Annotated in this window: 19 protein-coding genes; 10 read left to right on the top strand and 9 right to left on the bottom strand. The window is 62.8% G+C overall.

Going from position 1 to position 19,377, the window contains the following annotated elements:
* The first annotated feature begins 282 nt into the window (after positions 1-282).
* The 5 genes from dnaA (at position 283) to LB524_RS06470 (ending at position 5,624) form a co-directional block, all read left to right on the top strand.
* Positions 283-1,827: a chromosomal replication initiator protein DnaA gene (dnaA, locus tag LB524_RS06490; RefSeq protein WP_224524495.1), complete on the top strand. Its 1,545-nt coding sequence runs from the start codon at positions 283-285 to the stop codon at positions 1,825-1,827.
* A gap of 200 nt (positions 1,828-2,027) precedes the next feature.
* Positions 2,028-3,146 (top strand): DNA polymerase III subunit beta, encoded by a 1,119-nt coding sequence (gene dnaN / locus LB524_RS06485; RefSeq protein ID WP_015313988.1) that lies wholly within the window; start codon positions 2,028-2,030, stop codon positions 3,144-3,146.
* A 66-nt stretch (positions 3,147-3,212) separates the two neighbouring features.
* On the top strand, positions 3,213-4,352 hold the full coding sequence (gene recF, locus LB524_RS06480; protein ID WP_015313989.1) for a DNA replication/repair protein RecF: 1,140 nt from the start codon (positions 3,213-3,215) through the stop codon (positions 4,350-4,352).
* 31 nt (positions 4,353-4,383) lie between these two features.
* Positions 4,384-5,136, top strand: coding sequence for a molybdopterin-synthase adenylyltransferase MoeB (locus tag LB524_RS06475; RefSeq protein WP_015313990.1), 753 nt, complete (start codon positions 4,384-4,386; stop codon positions 5,134-5,136).
* A 2-nt stretch (positions 5,137-5,138) separates the two neighbouring features.
* Positions 5,139-5,624, top strand: coding sequence for a GNAT family N-acetyltransferase (locus LB524_RS06470; RefSeq protein ID WP_015313991.1), 486 nt, complete (start codon positions 5,139-5,141; stop codon positions 5,622-5,624).
* Between the two features lie 35 nt (positions 5,625-5,659).
* On the opposite strand, the gene LB524_RS06465 is transcribed toward LB524_RS06470, so the two are convergent.
* Positions 5,660-6,661 (bottom strand): 2-hydroxyacid dehydrogenase, encoded by a 1,002-nt coding sequence (locus LB524_RS06465; RefSeq protein WP_015313992.1) that lies wholly within the window; start codon positions 6,659-6,661, stop codon positions 5,660-5,662.
* Between the two features lie 148 nt (positions 6,662-6,809).
* On the opposite strand from LB524_RS06465, the gene LB524_RS06460 reads away from it, so the two are divergent.
* Positions 6,810-7,370 carry an SH3 domain-containing protein gene (locus LB524_RS06460; protein WP_224524493.1) on the top strand — a complete coding sequence of 187 codons (561 nt, stop codon included), beginning with the start codon at positions 6,810-6,812 and terminating at the stop codon, positions 7,368-7,370.
* On the opposite strand, the gene LB524_RS06455 is transcribed toward LB524_RS06460, so the two are convergent.
* Positions 7,360-7,740, bottom strand: coding sequence for a DUF4260 domain-containing protein (locus tag LB524_RS06455; protein WP_140660651.1), 381 nt, complete (start codon positions 7,738-7,740; stop codon positions 7,360-7,362). The genes LB524_RS06460 and LB524_RS06455 overlap by 11 nt on opposite strands.
* A gap of 28 nt (positions 7,741-7,768) precedes the next feature.
* Positions 7,769-8,200: an iron response transcriptional regulator IrrA gene (irrA, locus tag LB524_RS06450; RefSeq protein ID WP_015313995.1), complete on the bottom strand. Its 432-nt coding sequence runs from the start codon at positions 8,198-8,200 to the stop codon at positions 7,769-7,771.
* A 242-nt stretch (positions 8,201-8,442) separates the two neighbouring features.
* Here irrA and fabA point away from each other — a divergent pair, with 242 nt between their 5' ends.
* The 4 genes from fabA to LB524_RS06430 all read left to right on the top strand — a co-directional run bounded on the left by fabA (position 8,443) and on the right by LB524_RS06430 (position 12,749).
* Positions 8,443-8,961 carry a 3-hydroxyacyl-[acyl-carrier-protein] dehydratase FabA gene (gene fabA / locus LB524_RS06445; RefSeq protein ID WP_015313996.1) on the top strand — a complete coding sequence of 173 codons (519 nt, stop codon included), beginning with the start codon at positions 8,443-8,445 and terminating at the stop codon, positions 8,959-8,961.
* A gap of 49 nt (positions 8,962-9,010) precedes the next feature.
* Positions 9,011-10,231 carry a beta-ketoacyl-ACP synthase I gene (gene fabB / locus LB524_RS06440; protein WP_015313997.1) on the top strand — a complete coding sequence of 407 codons (1,221 nt, stop codon included), beginning with the start codon at positions 9,011-9,013 and terminating at the stop codon, positions 10,229-10,231.
* 31 nt (positions 10,232-10,262) lie between these two features.
* On the top strand, positions 10,263-11,075 hold the full coding sequence (gene fabI, locus LB524_RS06435) for an enoyl-ACP reductase FabI (RefSeq protein WP_140660650.1): 813 nt from the start codon (positions 10,263-10,265) through the stop codon (positions 11,073-11,075).
* 129 nt (positions 11,076-11,204) lie between these two features.
* Complete coding sequence (locus tag LB524_RS06430) at positions 11,205-12,749, top strand: putative bifunctional diguanylate cyclase/phosphodiesterase (RefSeq protein WP_015313999.1); 1,545 nt, start codon at positions 11,205-11,207, stop codon at positions 12,747-12,749.
* A 116-nt stretch (positions 12,750-12,865) separates the two neighbouring features.
* Here the strand turns inward: LB524_RS06430 and LB524_RS06425 are convergent, their stop codons facing one another.
* The 6 genes from LB524_RS06425 to rbfA all read right to left on the bottom strand — a co-directional run bounded on the left by LB524_RS06425 (position 12,866) and on the right by rbfA (position 19,360).
* Positions 12,866-13,876: a class I SAM-dependent methyltransferase gene (locus LB524_RS06425; RefSeq protein WP_224524491.1), complete on the bottom strand. Its 1,011-nt coding sequence runs from the start codon at positions 13,874-13,876 to the stop codon at positions 12,866-12,868.
* Between the two features lie 68 nt (positions 13,877-13,944).
* Complete coding sequence (pnp, locus tag LB524_RS06420; protein WP_015314001.1) at positions 13,945-16,092, bottom strand: polyribonucleotide nucleotidyltransferase; 2,148 nt, start codon at positions 16,090-16,092, stop codon at positions 13,945-13,947.
* 279 nt (positions 16,093-16,371) lie between these two features.
* Complete coding sequence (gene rpsO / locus LB524_RS06415) at positions 16,372-16,641, bottom strand: 30S ribosomal protein S15 (RefSeq protein WP_015314002.1); 270 nt, start codon at positions 16,639-16,641, stop codon at positions 16,372-16,374.
* Between the two features lie 181 nt (positions 16,642-16,822).
* Complete coding sequence (corA, locus tag LB524_RS06410; RefSeq protein ID WP_224524489.1) at positions 16,823-17,917, bottom strand: magnesium/cobalt transporter CorA; 1,095 nt, start codon at positions 17,915-17,917, stop codon at positions 16,823-16,825.
* Between the two features lie 52 nt (positions 17,918-17,969).
* Positions 17,970-18,950, bottom strand: coding sequence for a tRNA pseudouridine(55) synthase TruB (gene truB, locus LB524_RS06405; RefSeq protein WP_015314004.1), 981 nt, complete (start codon positions 18,948-18,950; stop codon positions 17,970-17,972).
* The gene (gene rbfA / locus LB524_RS06400) at positions 18,950-19,360 is read right to left on the bottom strand and encodes a 30S ribosome-binding factor RbfA (protein WP_015314005.1); all 411 of its coding nucleotides are present in this window, start codon (positions 19,358-19,360) and stop codon (positions 18,950-18,952) included. The genes truB and rbfA overlap by 1 nt, the downstream gene beginning before the upstream one ends.
* Positions 19,361-19,377: the final 17 nt, after the last annotated feature.

Raw genomic sequence — 19,377 nt, 5'->3', positions numbered from 1 at the left:
GGGTATGGTTTGCTCTTTTTCGATACGGTAGGGGACTGGCGTAACTAGACATGGCAGGTAGGACGGCGCGCCGGCGCTCTTTCGCCGGACGGCGTTGTATTGCCCTGACATACCCAACGCGGACTGGCTTCCATGGGCCGGCACCGGTTCCCGTCGGATAGTGGGCGACGTTCATTGCCGGCGGCGGCAATGGGGATCGTAGCGAAGACACGGTCGCCGGAAAAGGATGCAGGAGGCGCATCCCCAGCGAAAAACAGGTACAGAAAGGCAAGGAACTCGATCATGCAGAGCGGCATCGAAAGGGAGCTTACGGGCGACCTCCCATTTCCTGGAACTTTGATCGGAGCAAACGAGATGGCGGTCTCCAGCGACGCGGAACAGAAGTTCGACCGGGTCAAGGCCCAGTTGAAGGCGCGCCTGGGAACCGAAGTCTATTCCAGCTGGTTTGGGCGCATGAAGGTCGCGGAAGCGTCCAAGGGCATTGTCCGCATCTCCGTGCCCACCGCATTCCTGCGCTCGTGGATCAACGGCCACTATCATGATCTCATTTCAGAGCTGTGGAAGCACGAGGATCCCGAGCTTCTCAAGATCGAAATCATCGTGCGCACCGCAACCCGTCAGGGGCGCGGCCAGCCCGAACCGGAATTGGCGCCGGCCCGCAAGATGACGCGGCAGACGCAGACGGCGCTGGCCGCCGGCACCGTCAGTCCAAGTAGGGTGGAGCGGTCTCCGATGCCGCGTCCGGGCGTGCCGGTCGAGAGCGAGTTCCGCCACAATGTCCTGGGATCACCGCTTGATCCGCGTTACACGTTCGGCTCCTTCATCGAGGGACCGTCGAACCGCGTTGCCTTCGCCGCCGCCAAGGCCGTGGCGGAATCGCAGTCGAGCGCGGTACGCTTCAACCCGCTTTTCCTGCATGCCACCGTCGGGCTCGGCAAGACGCACCTGCTGCAGGCCATCGCGGCGGAATCGCTGAAGCAGAACCCGAAGTCACGCGTCGTCTACCTCACCGCGGAGTATTTCATGTGGCGCTTCGCCACGGCGATCCGCGACAACAACGCACTGACGCTCAAGGAGCAGTTGCGCGACATCGATCTCTTGATCATCGATGACATGCAATTCCTGCAGGGCAAATCGATCCAGCATGAATTCTGTCATCTGATCAACATGCTGCTCGACAGCGCCAAGCAGGTCGTCGTTGCCGCCGACCGGCCACCGTCGGAGCTGGAATCGCTCGAACCGCGGGTCCGTTCGCGTCTCAATGGCGGCGTCGCGCTCGAAATGTCGGCGCCCGATTTCGCCATGCGGCTCGGCATGCTCAAACTGCGTCTGGCCACGGCAAGGATCGACGATGCATCGCTGGGTATTTCCGAAGAGATCCTCAACCACGTCGCCCGCACCGTGACCGGCAGCGGACGTGAACTGGAGGGCGCCTTCAACCAGCTCCTGTTTCGCCAGTCGTTCGAGCCGCAGATCACCATCGACCGCATCGACGAGATTCTCGGCCACATCTATCGCACGGGCGAGCCGAAGCGGGTCCGCATCGAGGACATCCAGCGCATCGTGGCGCGCCACTACAACGTTTCGAAGACGGAATTGCTGTCCAATCGGCGCACGCGCACCATCGTCAAGCCGCGACAGGTCGCCATGTATCTGTCGAAGGTGATGACGCCGCGCTCGCTGCCGGAAATCGGACGGCGCTTCGGTGGCCGCGATCACACGACGGTGCTGCACGCCGTGCGCAAGATCGAGGACCTTTCCGGCAATGACAACACGCTGGCGCAGGAACTGGAATTGCTGAGAAGGCTGATCAACGACCAGGCCTGACCGGCCAGAAAGCGCCCGCTTGCGGGGTTGGCCAGCTTTATCCCCAGAAAGCCCGCGCAACCGGCCCGAACCGGTGGCGCGGGCTTGCGTTCACTGGTTTTTTCCTGTCAGTTTGCGTAGATTCTGAAGCCTGTTCAGAGCTTTCGCGGGCCGCCGGCAGCCGGAGACCCGTTCATTCATTCAAGCGAGCCTGTTTCGTCATGCGTGTTATCCTGGAACGGTCTAATCTCCTGAAGTCGCTCAACCACGTGCACCGCGTGGTCGAACGGCGCAACACCATACCGATCCTGTCGAACGTGCTTCTCAGCGCGGACGGCGCCAGCCTCGAAATGAAGGCCACCGACCTCGACCTGGAGGTGACGGAAGCGACGCCCGCCAAGGTCGAGCGCGGCGGCGCGACGACGGTCCCCGCGCACCTGCTCTATGACATCGTGCGCAAGCTCTCCGACGGCGCCGAGGTAATGCTGAAGACGGATGAGGACGGCAACGCCATGACGGTGACGTCGGGCCGCTCGAGCTTCCGCCTGCAGTGCCTGCCGCAATCCGATTTTCCCGAGCTTTCGGCCGGATCCTTCTCGCACATCTTCCGCCTCGATGCGGTAGCGCTGAAGGGCCTGATCGAGAAGACGCAGTTCGCCATCTCCACCGAGGAGACACGCTACTATCTCAACGGCATCTACCTGCACACGCATGAAGTCGGCGGCAAGCTGAAGCTGCGCTCGGTGGCAACCGACGGCCATCGGCTGGCGCGCGCCGAGATTGACGCGCCGGCCGGCTCCGAGGGCATGCCGGGCATCATCATTCCGCGCAAAACAGTGAGCGAGTTGCAGAAACTGGTCGACGATCCGGATGTCGCCGTGACCACCGAACTGTCCGACACCAAAATCCGCTTCACCATCGGCAGCGTCGTCCTCACCTCGAAGCTGATCGACGGCACCTTCCCGGACTATCAGCGGGTCATTCCGACCGGCAACGACAAGAAGCTGATCCTCGACCGCCAAAGCTTCGCCGCCGCGGTCGACCGGGTCTCGACCATCTCTTCCGAACGCGGCCGCGCGGTGAAGCTCTCGATCAGCGAAGGCCAGGTGACGCTTGCGGTCAACAATCCGGATTCAGGCAGCGCCACGGAAGAACTGGCGGCCGACTATTCGGCCGACCCGATCGAGATCGGCTTCAACGCCAAATACCTGCTCGATGTCGCCGCGCAATTGACCGGCACGGAGGCCAAATTCATGTTGGCCGATGCCGGTTCGCCGACGCTGATCCACGACATGGCCGATGAGACCGCGCTTTACGTGCTGATGCCGATGCGGGTATAGCCGGCGCGGCGTCGCTGGCGATACGACTAGGCCTTGGTTGCGGCGACTTCTACAGGCGGATAGCGGTTGCCGGCACAAACCCACATAAGTAAGCTCACGCTTACCAATTTTCGCAACTATGCGACCCTTGCGATAGATGTCGCGCCGGGCGCCGTGGTCTTTTCCGGCGACAATGGTGCCGGTAAGACCAATCTCCTCGAAGCGATCTCCTTTTTGACACCGGGACGCGGCTTGCGCCGCGCAGCCTACGGGGATGTGGCCCGTGAGGGTGGCGATGGCGGTTTTGCCCTGCATGCACGGCTCGACGGACCTGAAGGCGAGGTCGAGATCGGTACAGGCATTTCCGGGGGCGACACCGCGGAGAGCGGCAGGCGGGTGCGTATAAATGGAGCCGCGGCGCGGGCCGAGGACATGCTGGAATGGCTGCGGGTCGTGTGGCTGACGCCGGCGATGGATTCGCTGTTCACCGGGCCAGCCGCGGATCGCCGGCGCTTTCTCGACCGGCTGGTGCTAGCGATCGATCCCGGCCATGGCCAGCGCGCACTCGATTACGAGAAGGCGATGCGAGGCCGTAACCGCTTGCTGACGGAAGGCTCGCGGGATGCCAGCTGGTTCGAGGCGATAGAGACGCAGATGGCCGAGACCGGCGTGGCGATAGCGGCCGCGCGCGCCGAGTTGGTGCGCCTGCTGGTGGCCATGATCGACAGGCTGCCCGACACCGGACCGTTTCCGCGGGCCGATATCGGCCTTTCGGGTGAATTGGAGGCCGAGATTGCCGGTGCGCCGGCGGTCGATGTCGAGGAGCGGTTCCGACGGGCGCTTGCCGATGGCCGCGACCGCGACCGCGCCGCCGGACGTACCCTCGAGGGCCCGCACCGCTCGGACCTCATGGTCCGGCACCGGCCCAAGGCAATGCCGGCCGAACTCTGCTCGACCGGCGAACAGAAGGCGTTGCTGGTCGGCATCGTGCTGTCGCATGCCCGGCTGACCGGCGAAATGTCCGGCCTGACGCCGATCCTGCTGCTCGACGAGATCGCGGCGCACCTCGATGGCGGCCGGCGCGCGGCACTGTTCTCGATCCTGGAAGACCTGAACTGCCAGGCTTTCATGACGGGTACCGATGCGGCGCTGTTTTCCAGCCTGCATGGCCGCGCTCAGTTCCTGACGGTCGACCATGGCACGGTTGGGCCAACCGAAGACCCCTGACAAGATTTTTCGGCCGCTATATGGTCCTGACATGACTACCGCCCTCACCGCCGACGAGATCGAACGCTATGCCCGCCACATCGTGCTGCCCGAGGTCGGCGGCGCTGGCCAGCAGAAGCTCAAGCAGGCGCGGGTGCTGGTGATCGGCGCTGGCGGGCTCGGGGCGCCGGTGCTTGAATATCTCGCCGCGGCCGGTGTCGGCACGCTCGGCATTGTCGACGACGACACTGTTTCGCTCTCCAACCTACAACGGCAGGTCATTCACGGCACCGATACGGTCGGCATGCTGAAAACCCAGAGCGCCGGCGCTGCGATCGCCCGCATCAATCCCAACATATCGGTCGAAACGCACACATTCCGGCTCACCGCGGAAAACGCCCCTGCCCTCGTCGCCAAGTACGATATCGTCGTCGACGGGTCCGACAATTTCGAGACGCGTTATGTGGTTGCCGATGCCTGCGCCAGCGAAGGGAAGCCGCTGGTGCATGCGGCCGTCGGACGTTTCGATGGCTCGGTCACCGTGTTGAAGCCTTTCGAGGACGGCAGGGACGGCAAGCCGAACCCGAGCTATCGGGATCTGTTTCCCGAAGCCCCGCCGCCGGGCCTGGTGCCGTCCTGTGCGGAGGCCGGAGTGCTCGGCGCGCTGACCGGCGTCGTCGGCACCCTGCAGGCAATGGAGGCGATCAAACTGGTCACCGGCATAGGCGAGCCGCTGATCGGCCGGCTGCTGCTTTACGATGCGCTCGCCGCCCGCTTCGAGACCATCCGCTACAAAAGACGCTGATCTTGGAACAACCCCCTGTTTCGATCACGCAAATCCCCGCCGATTTCGGCCGCTGGGGTGATGTGCTTGCCCTGATCATGCATGCCTTCGCCTTCATGGACGGCATCATCGACCCGCCGTCGTCGGCTCACCTGCTCACAGTCGAAGCACTGCGCGCCAAAGCCTTGCGGGAGACAGGCTTTCTGGCGCTCGACGGCGACAGGATCGTGGGCTGCGTTTTTGCTCTCGAAAAGGCCGAGGGTCTTTATGTCGGCAAGCTCGCCGTCGCCCCGGACCGGCAGGGGCAAGGCATTGGCCGGCGGCTGATGCAAGCGGCCGAAGATCTGGCCCGCAGCCGCGGCAAGGCCGACATCGAACTGGAGACGAGGATCGAACTGGCCGCAAATCATGCCGCCTTTGCCCGGCTCGGCTTTCGCGAAACCGAACGGACGGTGCATGAGGGCTATGACAGGCCGACGTCCATCACCATGCGCAAGACCATTTCGTAAGCTTCGGTTTATGAGAGCCGGCGCCTGGAAGGTTTTCAGGTCCTGAGCGGCAGCACGCGGTCCGGCGGGCGATGGCCATCGACGAAGGCGCGGATATTGATGATGACCTTCTCGCCCATGTCGATGCGGCCCTCGAGCGTGGCCGAGCCCATATGCGGCAGAAGCACGACCTTGTTCCTGGCGGCCAGCTTCAAGAGCTTGCTGTTCAGGGCCGGTTCGTGCTCGTAAACGTCCAGGCCGGCGCCGGCGATCTTGCCGTCCTGGATCAGCTTGACCAGCGCTTCTTCGTCGATGATGTCGCCGCGGGCAGTGTTGACGATATAGGCGGTGGGCTGCAGCAACGCGAGCCGCCGCGCCGACAGAAGATGAAAGGTAGCGGGTGTCGAGGGACAATTCACCGAGATGATGTCCATGCGGGCCAGCATCTGGTCGAGACTTTCCCAATAGGTCGCCTCCAGCCCATCCTCGACCGCCGGCAGCACACGATGCCGGTTGTGATAGTGAATGGACAGGCCGAAAGCCTTGGCTCGCCTGGCAACGGCGGTGCCGATGCGGCCCATGCCGACAATGCCGAGCCGCTTGCCCCAGATGCGCCGGCCAAGCATCCAGGTCGGCGACCAGCCGGCCCATTTCTTGTCGCCCGTGAGCACACTGGCGCCTTCCGCCAGCCGGCGCGGCACCGCCAGCATCAACGCCATGGTCATATCGGCGGTATCTTCGGTGAGCACGTTGGGCGTGTTGGTGACGGTGATGCCCCTCTTGGCCGCCGCCGCCACGTCGATCTTGTCGACGCCGTTGCCGAAATTGGCGATCAGCTTGAGATTGTCGCCGGCCTGGGCAATCAGTGCGGCGTCGATCTGGTCGGTCACGGTCGGCACCAGCACGTCGGCTTCCTTGACCGCGGCGACCAGTTCCGGCTGCGTCATCGGCCTGTCCTCGACGTTCAGCCTTGCGTCGAACAGCTCGCGCATGCGGGTCTCGACCGGGTCGGGCAGCTTTCGCGTGATGACCACGAGAGGCTTCTTTTTGCCTACCATTGTTTCCCTCGTTGAGACCTCTTTAACCAAGACAGGCGAAACTGAAAGCCGGTCGCGGTAGCCGATTTACCCATGTAACAAGCGGTGCCGCCGAAGACAAAGAAAAAGGGGTGCCGCAGCCATCGGGCCGGTGCCGAAAGGAACGAAAGTGTCTGGTTTCGCGTCGCTTCGCCTGGCCCTCAGCGCAGCATTTCTCGGCGCTCTTCTCTATTCTCCGCTTGCCGGCGCGCAAAGCGCGGCCGCTCCCGCCCAGAGCGCCATCACGCTCGGACCGAGCGGCCTGCCGCTGCCGCGATTCGTCAGCCTGAAATCCGGCCGCGTCAACTCGCGTGTCGGCCCCGGCGCCAACTATTCGGTCGACTGGATGTATATGAAGGCTGGCCTGCCCATGGAAATCATCCAGGAATTCGATACGTGGCGGCGCGTGCGCGACGCCGACGGCTCGGAAGGATGGATCAACCAGTCGCTGCTTTCGGGCCGACGTACCGCAATCGTCGCTCCCTGGCAGCGCGGCAAGGGCGGCCAGATCAACCTTCTCAAGAGCCCCGAAAAGGATGCCAGAGTGGTGGCGATCATAGAACCCGGCGTCATGGGCACGATCAAAGCCTGCGACGGCCAGTGGTGCGAGATGACCTTCGACGGCCACACCGGCTGGCTTGCCCAGTCGGTCGTCTGGGGCGCTTATCCGGGCGAGCGGGTCAAGGACTGAACGTTTCGCTTTTGCGCCCGATACGGCCGAGATGGGTATCCTGAAATCCTGTTGACAGCTTCAGGCCGTAGCCCAGCGCGCGGTCGATCGCGATATGCGCGATCCAGATCAGTGCGACGGCGTTGCCGACCGCACTGCCGGCGAGGTGCCCGGCAAGCAACACAAGCACCGGTACGATCAGAATGTGCAAGGCGTTGTAGGCAATGGCGCCGACGCGTGGGCCGCCGAGATAACCCAGCATCGACAGGTCCGGCGCCAGGATGAGCAACGCGAAGAGCCACCAGGAAACGCCTGTCGCGCCATAGAAGACGATCGCGGCAGCCGCCGCGACGGCCCATTCGAGCCGGACTATCCAATCGAGGAATTTCATCCCAGACCGCTTATTCCGGCCTTGCCGATCATTCCGGACGCTTGGGACGCAGCCTCACCACGATATCGACATTGGCGATCTCCATGCCTTCGGGTGGCTCCGGCAGATTGGTGACGGTTACCGGGCCGTTGGCGATGTCGAAAATCCTGTTTTCGCCTTCGATGTAGAAATGGTGGTGGTCGGAGGTGTTGGTGTCGAAGTAGGTCTTGGAACCTTCGACGGCGAGAATGCGCAGCAGCCCCGCCTGGGTAAACTGGTGAAGCGCGTTGTAGACGGTGGCCAGCGATACCGGCACGCCGGCGGCCTGCGCCTCCTCATGCAGTTCCTCAGCCGACAAATGGCGGTCGCCCTTGGCGAAAAGCAGGTCGGCCAGCGCAATGCGCTGACGGGTCGGCCTCAGGCCGGCTTCACGTACCCGCTTGTCCACAGCGACATTTTCCTTCCGGCAGCCCCGGTCCATCTGGTCTTCCAAGCTCGCAGTCCCGCTTCAAGACACGCCCAGAATGGCAAAAAAATGAATGTCTGCCGGAACCGGACCCCTGTTGACATATATTCTGTCGCCCGAATGCGATCAATAGCGCGCATTGACCCGGGCAGACTGGCGGGTTAAGCGCAAACGCCGGTTTCCGGCCTGAAACAGATTGTGTTAGGACACCAACGACAAGGGCGCGCTACCGCCCGGACGATATGGGGACGAAATTGATGGCGGGTTCGAAATCCAGCTACGACTACGAAGAATTGCTGGCCTGCGCTCGTGGCGAGCTGTTCGGAGAGGGCAATGCCCAGTTGCCCTACCCGCCGATGCTGATGTTCGACCGTATCACCGAGGTCAGCGAGACCGGCGGCGCCTTCGACAAGGGTTTCATTCGCGCGGAATTCGATATCAATCCCGACCTGTGGTTCTTTGCCTGCCATTTCATCGGCAATCCGATCATGCCGGGCTGTCTGGGCCTTGACGCCCTGTGGCAATTGACCGGCTTCTATCTCGGCTGGCTTGGTGAACCCGGCAAGGGAATGGCGCTGTCGACCGGAGAGGTCAAGTTCAAGGGCATGGTCACGCCATCGGTCAAGAAGGTCGAGTACGGCGTTGATTTCAAGCGTGTGATGCGCGGCCGGCTGGTGCTCGGCATCGCCGATGGCTGGATGAAGGCGGATGGCGAGCCCATATATGCGGCGACGGACCTGAAGGTCGGTCTGTCCAAGCAGTCGGCGGTCGCTTGACCGCAGCCCTGGCCCGCGCATTGGCCAGCATCCCTGGAAGGAGTTGCGAATGAGACGTGTCGTAGTCACAGGCCTCGGCATCGTGTCGTCGATCGGCAACAATGCCAACGAGGTGCAGACCTCGCTGCATGACGCCAGATCCGGCATCAGCTTTTCCGACTCCTTTGCCGAACATGGCTTCCGGTGCCAGGTCTGGGGCGCGCCGACGCTCGATCCTTCGGCGATGATCGACCGCCGCGCGATGCGATTCCTGAGCCAGGGCGCGGCGTGGAATCACGTCGCCATGGACCAGGCGATCGCGGATGCCGGCCTCGACGAGAGCGACATCACCAACGAGCGCACCGGCATCGTCATGGGTTCGGGCGGCCCCTCCACGCGCACCATCGTCGAGGCGGCCGAAACCACGCTCAAGAACGGCAGCCCCAAGCGCATCGGTCCCTTCGCGGTGCCGAAGGCGATGTCGTCGACGGCCTCGGCAACCTTGGCCACATGGTTCAAGATCCATGGCGTCAACTATTCGATCTCCTCGGCCTGCTCGACCTCGGCGCATTGCATCGGCAATGGCTACGAGCTGATCCAGTGGGGCAAGCAGGACATGGTCTTTGCCGGCGGCCACGAGGATCTTGACTGGACGATGTCGGACTTGTTCGACGCCATGGGCGCCATGTCGTCGAAGTTCAACGACAGGGCCTCGACCGCATCGCGCGCCTATGACGCCAATCGCGACGGCTTCGTCATAGCCGGCGGCGCCGGCGTGCTGGTGCTGGAAGAGCTGGAGCACGCCAAGGCGCGCGGCGCCAAGATCTATGCCGAGATCGTCGGCTACGGAGCCACTTCGGACGGTTTCGACATGGTTGCGCCCTCGGGCGAAGGCGCGGTCCGCTGCATGCGCCAGGCGCTGGCGACGGTTTCCACGCCGGTCGACTACATCAACACGCACGGCACCTCGACGCCGGTCGGCGATTCCAAGGAAATGGGCGCAATCCGTGAAGTGTTCGGCGAGAAGATGCCGTTCATCACGTCGACGAAGTCGCTGACCGGCCATTCTCTGGGCGCGGCGGGCGTGCAGGAATCCATCTATTCGATCCTGATGATGCAAGGCGGCTTCATCGGCGAAAGCGCCCATATCGAGACGCTCGATCCGGAATTCGAGGGCATGCCGATCGTACGCAAGCGCATCGACAACGCAGGGATCGACACCGTTCTGTCGAACTCCTTCGGTTTCGGCGGCACCAACGCGACGCTCGTTTTCCAGCGCTACTCCGCATAAGGCCAAGTTTTTCATATAAGGATTGGCGGCCATGGACGGACTGATGAAGGGCAAGCGCGGGCTTGTCATGGGTGTTGCCAACGATCATTCGATCGCCTGGGGCATTGCCAGGAAATTGTCCGAACAGGGGGCGGAACTGGCCTTCACCTACCAGGGCGAGGCTTTTGGCCGCCGGGTCAAGCCGCTCGCCGACAAGCTCGGCGCTTCGCTGGTCGTTCCCTGCGACGTCGAGGACAGCGCTTCGGTCGCCGCCACGTTCGAGACGCTTGGCAAGGCGTGGGGCGGACTGGACTTCGTCGTCCATGCCATCGGCTTTTCCGACAAGAACGAGTTGAAAGGCCTCTATGCCGATACCAGCCGGGACAATTTCGTCCGCACCATGGTGATCTCCTGCTATTCCTTCACCGAGGTGGCGCGCAATGCCGCGCCCCTGATGACCGCCGGCGGCTCGATGATCACGCTGACCTATGCCGGCTCGGTCCGCGTCATGCCGAACTATAATGTCATGGGCGTCGCCAAGGCCGGCCTGGAGGCCAGCGTGCGCTATCTCGCCAACGACTACGGTCCGCGCGGCATCCGGGTCAACGGCATCTCGGCCGGTCCGGTGCGTACACTGGCCGGCGCCGGCATTTCGGACGCCCGCCACATGTTCTCCTACCAGCAACGAAACTCGCCGCTGCGCCGGACGGTGACGATCGACGAGGTCGGCGGCTCCGCGCTGTATCTCCTGTCCGACCTTGCTTCCGGCGTCACAGGCGAAATCCACTATGTCGATTCCGGCTACCATATCGTGTCGATGCCGACCCTCGACGAGTTGAAGCAGACGGATGGCGGCCGCGACTGACGGCGGCCCCGGTCACGCGGGTCTTTTGCCAGTAAAGAAAATAATCCTCTCCAGTAAAATTGGATTCATTCGCGGAAACTCATTTTAAGAAGTTTTCCGCTATAAAGCTTCCCATCTGGGGACCTTTTCATGCCTGCCGCCATCAACCCGAAGCGAACACCCGTGTTCCGACTGCTCACGATAGCAAGTTCGGGCATTGGCAGTTTCGTCATCGGAATCTGGGGGCTGAAGCACGGTCTCGGCGACGGATTTGCCGGCATTTCGGCTGATATGATGGTGTCGATCATGGCCGCGCTTTGTGCGCTGGCCGCATCGGTGGCGGCAATGTCCTTCTTTGCTGGTGTCGATGAATCAGCGGATTTCGTCTTCAACGAAACCCATTTCGACAAGCTGACCGGACTGCTGGCCCGCCCGGCGATGGTCGGCAAGATCGCCGAGGCGGCATGCGCGACAAGCCGCACCGGGGAACCGATGTTCCTGATCGACATCGACATCGACCGGTTCAAGCAGATCAACGATGCAATCGGCTACACTCACGGTGACGAACTGATCCGCGCCTTCACCAAGCGGCTGCGCGACTGCGTGCCGGCGCGCGCACTGATCGGGCGGATCGGGGCCGGCGAGTTCGCGGTGCTGCTTCCCGATCACCAGATCCAGGGGACCCTGGAAAGCATGGTCGAGAGGCTCATCGACGAGATGATGGAGCCGTATGAACTCAGCACCCACCAGCAATCGGTGAGCCTGTCGGTGGGCATCGTGGCGATGCCCAAGGATGGGATCGATCCGGTCCTCATCCTGCGCCGTTCCAACCTGGCGCTGCAGAATGCGCGCGCCAGCGGGGTTGGCAACTGGTCGGTCTTCAACAGCGATATGGGGCGGGTGGCCGACCATCGCCAATGGGTCGAGTCCGAACTGCACAATGCGTTCGAGCGCGGCGATTTCGACCTGCATTATCAGCCGCAGCTCGACCTTCCGACCGGCCGCATCGTCGGCTACGAGGCGTTGATCCGGTGGCAGCATCCCGAACGCGGCATGATCCCTCCGATGGAGTTTATCCAGATCGCCGAAGAGACCGGCATGATCAATCCGATCGGCGAATGGGTGCTGCGCAAGGCCTGCAGCGATGCCCGCCATCTGCCGGACGACTGTTTCGTCGCCGTCAACATCTCGCCGGTCCAGTTCATGACCAAGGATTTCGTCGGGCTTGTGCGCGACACGATGCGGAGCACCGGCATCAAGCCGTCACGGCTGGAACTGGAAGTCACCGAGACGGCGATGATGCAGGACCGCGACCGCGCGGCCGCCATCCTGAAAGAACTCGCCGAGATGGGGATCTCGGTCGCTGTCGATGATTTCGGCACCGGCTATTCCAACCTCAGCTATCTGATCGACTTCTCGTTCGGCAAGCTGAAGATCGACCGCTCCTTCGTCAGCCGTATCGATACCGATGCGAGCTCCGGCGCGGTCGTGTCGACCATTGTCGGGCTTTCCCGGGCGCTTGGCGTCAGCATCATTGCCGAGGGTGTCGAGACCGAGAACCAGGCGACACTGCTGCGGGCAGCTGGTTGCGAAGTGGTGCAGGGCTATCTGTTCGGCCGGCCGGCGCCGCTCAAATTCAGCGCTGGTGACAGGCACGCCACCGACGAAGTCCGGCGCGTCGCCAATCTACACTGACCTACAACATGTCGCGGCAATAGGATTCGCCCGACCTGCTGTAAGCTTCCGATTTATGGATGGCGTTGTCCCCAAACCGATGACACTTCCGGGCGACACGCATTAAATGCATCGCATCAGCGCCGTGCGAAAAACACCTTGAACATGCCGTCGCGGGCAAGCTCGGCGTGGCTGGCAAAGGCGGCCGACAGCACCGGCTCGTAGGGAAGCTGGCGGTTGGCGACCATGAACAGGCGCCCACCGGGCTTCAAGGCCTTGGCCGCGGCGCGGATCATGCCGACGCCGATCTCGGGCTCGGCCGCACGGCTGCGGTGGAAGGGTGGGTTCATTGCGATGACGTCGTAGCGGCGCTCGACAGGCTCGGCCAGCAGATCCGTCCAGAAGAAGCCCTGCGCCACGGTGTTGGCAAGGTTGCCCCTGGCGGCCTCCAGCGCATCGAAATCGGCTTCGTAAAGATCGAGGGCCGACAAGCCCGGACAGCGGGCAGCCATCTCGGCCGCCACATAGCCCCAGCCGGCGCAGAAATCGGCCGCGGTGCCACGCAAATCACCGGGCAGATTGTCGACCAGCAGTTTCGAACCGGCATCGACGCGGTCGAAGGAGAACATGCCGGGTGCGGTGCGGAACCGGTCCTCAACAAGCAAGGCGGGATTGGCGGCGCGAAGCGCGGCGGCGGCTTGCACATCAACCGGACGACGCAGCCAGAAGGCAATACCGTGATATTTTGGCATGTGGCTATCAAGCAGAACAAGATCGCCGACGCGCTTGCGCAGGCTTGCGATGCCATCCTCCTTGCCACCTGCAATGACGATCAATCCGCCCTCCGCCACCCGCTCGAGAGCCTCGGCGATGCGCAATTCGTTCTCGCCGCGATGGCGGCCGGCGAGCACAAGCACTGCATCGAAATCCTCACCAGCCGATCGCGGCGTGACCGTGACGCCAGCTGCCTGCAACGCGCGAAAATACGGCCGAAAGCCCTGTACGAGATGCAGCGTAGCCTCGAAACCCGGTGGCAAGCGCAGGCCGGGTTCGGCGCCAAGGAAGAGGATGCGCTCGCCCCTGCCCGGCGGGGAAAGAGCCCCGGCCTCGAACGGGTGAAAAAGCGTCTTCAACGCTTCAGCGGACATAGCCGTGCTCCATAAACAAAAACGGGCGCGACATAAGCCGCGCCCGCTTCGATTTTCCGTCAGATGCCTCAGGCGGCGTTTTCTTCGCCTTCGGTCTTCTTGTCGCGAGCGATTTCCTTGCCGGTGGCCTGGTCGACGACCTTCATCGACAGGCGGACCTTGCCGCGCTCGTCGAAGCCCATCAGCTTGACCCAGACCTTGTCGCCTTCCTTGACGACGTCCGAGGTCTTGGCGACCCGGTCGTTGGCAAGCTGCGAGATGTGGACGAGGCCGTCACGCGGACCGAAGAAGTTGACGAAGGCGCCGAAGTCGGCGGTCTTGACGACCGTGCCTTCGTAGATCTCGCCGACTTCCGGCTCGGCGACGATGGTGTGGATCCACTTCTTCGCCGCCTCGATCTCCTTGGCGTTCGACGAAGCGATCTTGACCGTGCCGTCGTCCTCGATGTTGATCTTGGCGCCGGTCTTCTCGACGATCTCGCGGATGACCTTGCCGCCCGAACCGATGACGTCGCGGATCTTGTCGGTCGGGATGTGCATGACCTCGATGCGCGGCGCGAACTCGCCGAGTTCAGGGCGGGCGCCGGTCAGGGCATGGGACATCTCGCCGAGGATATGCAGGCGACCGTCCTTGGCCTGGCCAAGGGCGATCTTCATGATCTCCTCGGTGATGCCGTCGATCTTGATGTCCATCTGCAGCGAGGTGATGCCGCCTTCGGTGCCGGCAACCTTGAAGTCCATGTCGCCGAGGTGATCCTCGTCGCCCAAGATGTCGGAGAGCACGGCGAAGCGCTCGCCTTCCTTGATCAGGCCCATGGCGATACCGGCCACCGGCTTGGCCAGCGGCACGCCGGCATCCATCAGCGCCAGCGAGGTGCCGCAGACGGTAGCCATCGAGGACGAGCCGTTGGACTCGGTGATCTCCGAGACGACGCGCAGCGTGTAGGGGAACTGGTCGGCGGAGGGCAGCATCGGACGGATGGCGCGCCAGGCGAGCTTGCCATGGCCGATTTCGCGGCGGCCCGGCGAACCCATGCGGCCGGTCTCACCGACGGAGTAGGGAGGGAAGTTGTAGTGAAGGAGGAATTTCTCCTTGTACATGCCGGTCAGGGAATCGACGTACTGCTCATCCTCGCCGGTGCCGAGCGTGGCAACCACGAGCGCCTGGGTCTCGCCGCGGGTGAACAGCGCCGAACCATGGGTGCGCGGCAGGACGCCGACTTCGGAGACGATCTTGCGAACCGTGCTCAAGTCGCGGCCATCGATGCGCGCGCCGGTGTCGAGGATGTTCCAGCGAACGACCTTCGCCTGCAATTCCTTGAATACCGAGCCGATCTGTTCGGAGGTGTACTTTGCGTCCTCGCCTTCAGCCGGGGCAAACGCGGCCTTGACCTTCGCCTTGACAGCGTCGACGGCGGCGTAGCGCTTCTGCTTGTCGACGTTCTTGTAGGCATTGCTGAGCTCGTCGCCGACGATCTTCAGCATCTCGGCCTCAAGCGCGGAATAATCCGGCGCGGTGAAGTCGCGCGGCTCCTTGGCGGCAACTTCCGCCAGCTTGATGATGGCGTCGATGACCGGCTGGAAACCCTTGTGGCCGAACATGACAGCGCCGAGCATCAGCTCTTCGCCGAGTTCCTTGGCTTCCGACTCGACCATCAGCACGGCATCGGTGGTGCCGGCGACGATGAGGTCGAGCTTGGACTCCTGCATCTCGTCGACATGCGGGTTCAGCACATATTCGCCATTGATGTAGCCGACGCGCGCGCCGCCGATCGGGCCCATGAAGGGAACGCCCGACAGGGTCAGGGCCGCCGAGGTGGCGACGATCGACAGGATGTCCGGGTCATTTTCGAGATCGTGCTGGACGACGGTGACGACGATCTGCGTGTCGTTCTTGTAGCCGGCGGCGAAGAGCGGGCGGATCGGGCGGTCGATGAGACGGGAAACCAGCGTTTCCTTCTCGCTCGGACGGCCTTCGCGCTTGAAATAGCCGCCCGGGATCTTGCCGGCGGCATAGGTCTTTTCCTGGTAATTGACGGTCAGCGGAAAGAAGTCGAGACCGGGCTTGGGCTCCTTCATCGAAACGACGGTGGCGAGAACCTTGGTCTCGCCGTAGGTGGCGAGCACCGCGCCGTCGGCCTGGCGCGCGATCTTGCCGGTCTCCAGGATGAGCGGACGACCGCCCCATTCGATTTCCACTTTGTGGTGATTGAACATGTCTTGTCCTTAATAAGCGGAAAGGGCCGCGCCGTTTCACGGTGCGCGGATGCCCTTTGCCTGGCTTCCTTTCTCGGGCAGCCACGGGCAAGACAACGGGAAGCTCGGGTGATTTAGGCGCGACAAGCGCGCGCGAGCGTCCTGCAATCCTGCCCCATGACCGTCCATGGGCGGTTTCGAACGGCCCTTTGCACGCTCGAAACCGGGTCTGGCCAGCCTGTGCGACTGGCAGAATGCGCGACCGGCGGGCTCTCCGAAGAAAGCCCGCCGGTCAATTCGTCAACGGCGCAGACCGAGCTTCTCGATCAGTGTCTGATAGCGCGAGTCGTCCTTGCGCTTGAGATAATCAAGCAGGCTGCGGCGCTGGGACACGAGAGCGAGCAGACCACGGCGGGAATGGTTATCCTTCTTGTGGTCCTTGAAATGGTCGGTCAGGTTCTTGATGCGCTCGGAAAGGATGGCCACCTGGACTTCCGGAGACCCGGTATCGCCCTTGGCGGTTGCGAATTCACCCATCAATTCCTGTTTGCGCTCGGCAGTAATCGACATCGTGTTTTTCCTTATCTGTTTGAGGAAACGGGTCGCCCACAGCCGGGATGTCGTCCAGCAGGGGCCGTGCATGCAAAGCGTCAAGGCGCTATGCTGCGGCGCATATAGTGCAATTCCCAGAAAAACACCAGCCCAATTCACAAGCCGGCTTTTGAGGCTCAAATGACAGGTTTAAACCCGGTCAAAGCCATTTCTTCCATTTGAAGAATGCAATCAGCCCGACAGCGACGGCAGCCATGAACAGCAGAGACAAGGGATAGCCGTAGTACGCCTTCAGCTCCGGCATATTCCATGGCGAGCTGGCGGGGTCGAAGTTCATGCCCCAGATGCCGACCAGGAAGGTGAGCGGCATGAAGATGACCGAAACGATGGTGAGATAGGAGATGACGTCGTTGGTGCGGGCCTGGCTCAGCGACAGATGCATTTCGATCAGGCCGGTCAGCATGTCGCGCTGGGTCTCGACCAGCTCGATCAGCCTGAGCGAATGGTCGAGCGTATCGTTGAGGAAGACCTTGGTCTCGGCTGTGACATAGGCCACGTCGTTGCGGATCAGCGTTGCCAGCGCATCGCGCATGGGCCACAGCACGCCTTTCAAAACATTGGCATCGCGCCGCAATTCGTGCAGCTGCCGCATCTGGTGCTTGTGCGTCGAATGCAGCATCTGGTCCTCAATGCTGTCGACCAGGTCGCCGGCAGCCTCGATCGGCGGAAAATAGCTGTCGACGATGGCGTCGATCAGCGCATAGGCGAGATAGTCGGCGCCGCGCGTGCGCAACCGGTTCGGGGCCGAACTCTCAATGCGCTTGCGCACCGGATCGAACGGATCGCCCTCGCGCTCCTGGAAGGTGACGACGAAGTTCTGGCCGAGGAAGAGAGCGATCTGCTCGTAGCGATGCGACGTGACATCGTCGATCATGCGCATGACGACGAAGGCGTGGTCCTCGAAGAAGTCGACTTTCGGCCGCTGGCCGGTGTTGACGACGTCCTCCAGCGCCAGCGGATGCAGGCTGAAGATGCGGCCGATCTCCTCGATCAATTGGATGTTGGCAAGGCCGGTGCAGTCGAGCCAGATGACGGACCATTTCCGGCAACTGACCTCGACATCGTCGATGCTGGCGTTCTCGATGGTCTTGAACTTCTGCGGCGAGATCAAGGTCAGCCGCAGTTCGGAGCGCCGCGCCGCCGGATCGGCGATCAGCGTGCCGGGCGAGGCGCCAACCGGAGGCCGTCTCGTCTTCACCGGCGCCCGTTTTTTCACCACCTCGGCCTTTGCCATGCCACCACCCGTCGAACCTGCTTGTCCTATACCGCCATGGCGATCAGACCGATCACCCGGCAAAGACCCGCTTGGGCTTGAACATGCCTTGCTCGATAGCGCCGATGGCGACGAGCTTGCCGCGCGCCGTCGCACAGGCTTCTTCCGCCTCCACCGGCGCGTCACGGCCACGAATGATGACCGGATTGCCGAGGCGGATCTTGGTCGCGGCATCGTCGCTGATCGCGATCTGCGGCAGGCAGTCGAGCGCCGCCGAGGTGTCGACGAGAAGCCCGTCGATGGCGCCGAAATCGATAGGCATCTCCACTGCGTCCGCGGCATCTGCCTCCGGATCCGGTTTATCGTCACCTTGCGCGCCGAAGCGCGCGGCCTCGAGTTCGGCGATGGTGACGAAGTCCTCTGGCGTAAACGGCTCGACCTCGACCCGGCGCAGTTCGCTGATATGGCCGAAGCAGCCGAGGTCGCGGCCCATGTCGCGGGCCAGCGAACGCACATAAGTGCCCTTGCCGCATTCGACCTCGAAAATCGTCTGGTCCGGCTTGTGCTCGACAATGTCGAGCCGGCCGATCTCGATCTCGCGCGGCGGTATGTCGACCGTCTCGCCTTCGCGGGCGAGGTCGTAGGCGCGTTCACCCGCAATCTTGATCGCGGAAAATTGCGGTGGCGTCTGCATAATGACGCCGGTGTATTTCGGCAGCAACACCCGGATATCGGCTTCCGATGGACGCTGATCGGCCTCTTTCGTCACCGGACCTTCGAGGTCATCGGTCGACCGCTCCTGTCCCCAGGCAACGGTGAAACGGTAAATCTTGGCGCCGTCCTGCACGTAGGGCACGGTCTTGGTGGCCTCGCCGAGCGCGATCGGCAGCATGCCGGAGGCAAGAGGGTCGAGCGTGCCGGCATGGCCGGCCTTTTCGGCCTGGAACAGCCATTTGATCTTGGAGACGGCCTCGGTCGAGCCCATACCGACCGGCTTGTCCAGCACCACCCAGCCGGAGACCGGCCGGCCCTTCTTCTTGCCGCGACGCCCCATTATTCTTCTTCCTTGTTGTCGTCGCTATCCAGGTCGCGTGCCACTTCGGGTGACTTCAGCAGGTCGTTGATCCTGGCGAAATTGTCGAAGGACGTATCCAGCCGGAAACGGAACTCCGGCATGTACTTCATCTGCCGGAGCGCGCCGGAGACGCGGCCGCGCACGAACTTGGCATGCTTGTTCAGCGCTTCGATCACCGCGTCGGTATCCTTTGCGCCGAGCGGAGAAACGAAGGCTGTGGCGATCTTGAGATCCGGCGACATCCGCACTTCCGACACCGAAACGACGGTATTTTCAATCAACGGGTCGATGATGTCCCCGCGCTGCAGGGTTTCCGAGAGCGCATGGCGCACCTGTTCACCGACGCGCAACATGCGCTGGGATGGGCTTGATGTGGTGGAACGGGGCATTTTTCTCGATCCTGAAA

The organism is Mesorhizobium sp. ESP6-5 (genome assembly GCF_020164695.1).
Lineage (GTDB): Bacteria > Pseudomonadota > Alphaproteobacteria > Rhizobiales > Rhizobiaceae > Mesorhizobium > Mesorhizobium australicum.
This window is presented reverse-complemented; position numbering and strand designations above follow the sequence as displayed.

Coding starts and splice junctions, on each gene's coding strand:
- LB524_RS06465 (WP_015313992.1), bottom strand. CDS start 6,661: ATGGTAGGCAAAAAGAAGCCTCTCGTGGTCATCACGCGAAAGCTGCCC.
- LB524_RS06425 (WP_224524491.1), bottom strand. CDS start 13,876: ATGTCCGCTGAAGCGTTGAAGACGCTTTTTCACCCGTTCGAGGCCGGG.
- irrA (WP_015313995.1), bottom strand. CDS start 8,200: ATGGACCGGGGCTGCCGGAAGGAAAATGTCGCTGTGGACAAGCGGGTA.
- fabA (WP_015313996.1), top strand. CDS start 8,443: ATGGCGGGTTCGAAATCCAGCTACGACTACGAAGAATTGCTGGCCTGC.
- dnaA (WP_224524495.1), top strand. CDS start 283: ATGCAGAGCGGCATCGAAAGGGAGCTTACGGGCGACCTCCCATTTCCT.
- fabB (WP_015313997.1), top strand. CDS start 9,011: ATGAGACGTGTCGTAGTCACAGGCCTCGGCATCGTGTCGTCGATCGGC.
- dnaN (WP_015313988.1), top strand. CDS start 2,028: ATGCGTGTTATCCTGGAACGGTCTAATCTCCTGAAGTCGCTCAACCAC.
- LB524_RS06475 (WP_015313990.1), top strand. CDS start 4,384: ATGACTACCGCCCTCACCGCCGACGAGATCGAACGCTATGCCCGCCAC.
- fabI (WP_140660650.1), top strand. CDS start 10,263: ATGGACGGACTGATGAAGGGCAAGCGCGGGCTTGTCATGGGTGTTGCC.
- pnp (WP_015314001.1), bottom strand. CDS start 16,092: ATGTTCAATCACCACAAAGTGGAAATCGAATGGGGCGGTCGTCCGCTC.
- corA (WP_224524489.1), bottom strand. CDS start 17,917: ATGGCAAAGGCCGAGGTGGTGAAAAAACGGGCGCCGGTGAAGACGAGA.
- LB524_RS06455 (WP_140660651.1), bottom strand. CDS start 7,740: ATGAAATTCCTCGATTGGATAGTCCGGCTCGAATGGGCCGTCGCGGCG.
- truB (WP_015314004.1), bottom strand. CDS start 18,950: ATGGGGCGTCGCGGCAAGAAGAAGGGCCGGCCGGTCTCCGGCTGGGTG.
- rpsO (WP_015314002.1), bottom strand. CDS start 16,641: ATGTCGATTACTGCCGAGCGCAAACAGGAATTGATGGGTGAATTCGCA.
- rbfA (WP_015314005.1), bottom strand. CDS start 19,360: ATGCCCCGTTCCACCACATCAAGCCCATCCCAGCGCATGTTGCGCGTC.
- LB524_RS06430 (WP_015313999.1), top strand. CDS start 11,205: ATGCCTGCCGCCATCAACCCGAAGCGAACACCCGTGTTCCGACTGCTC.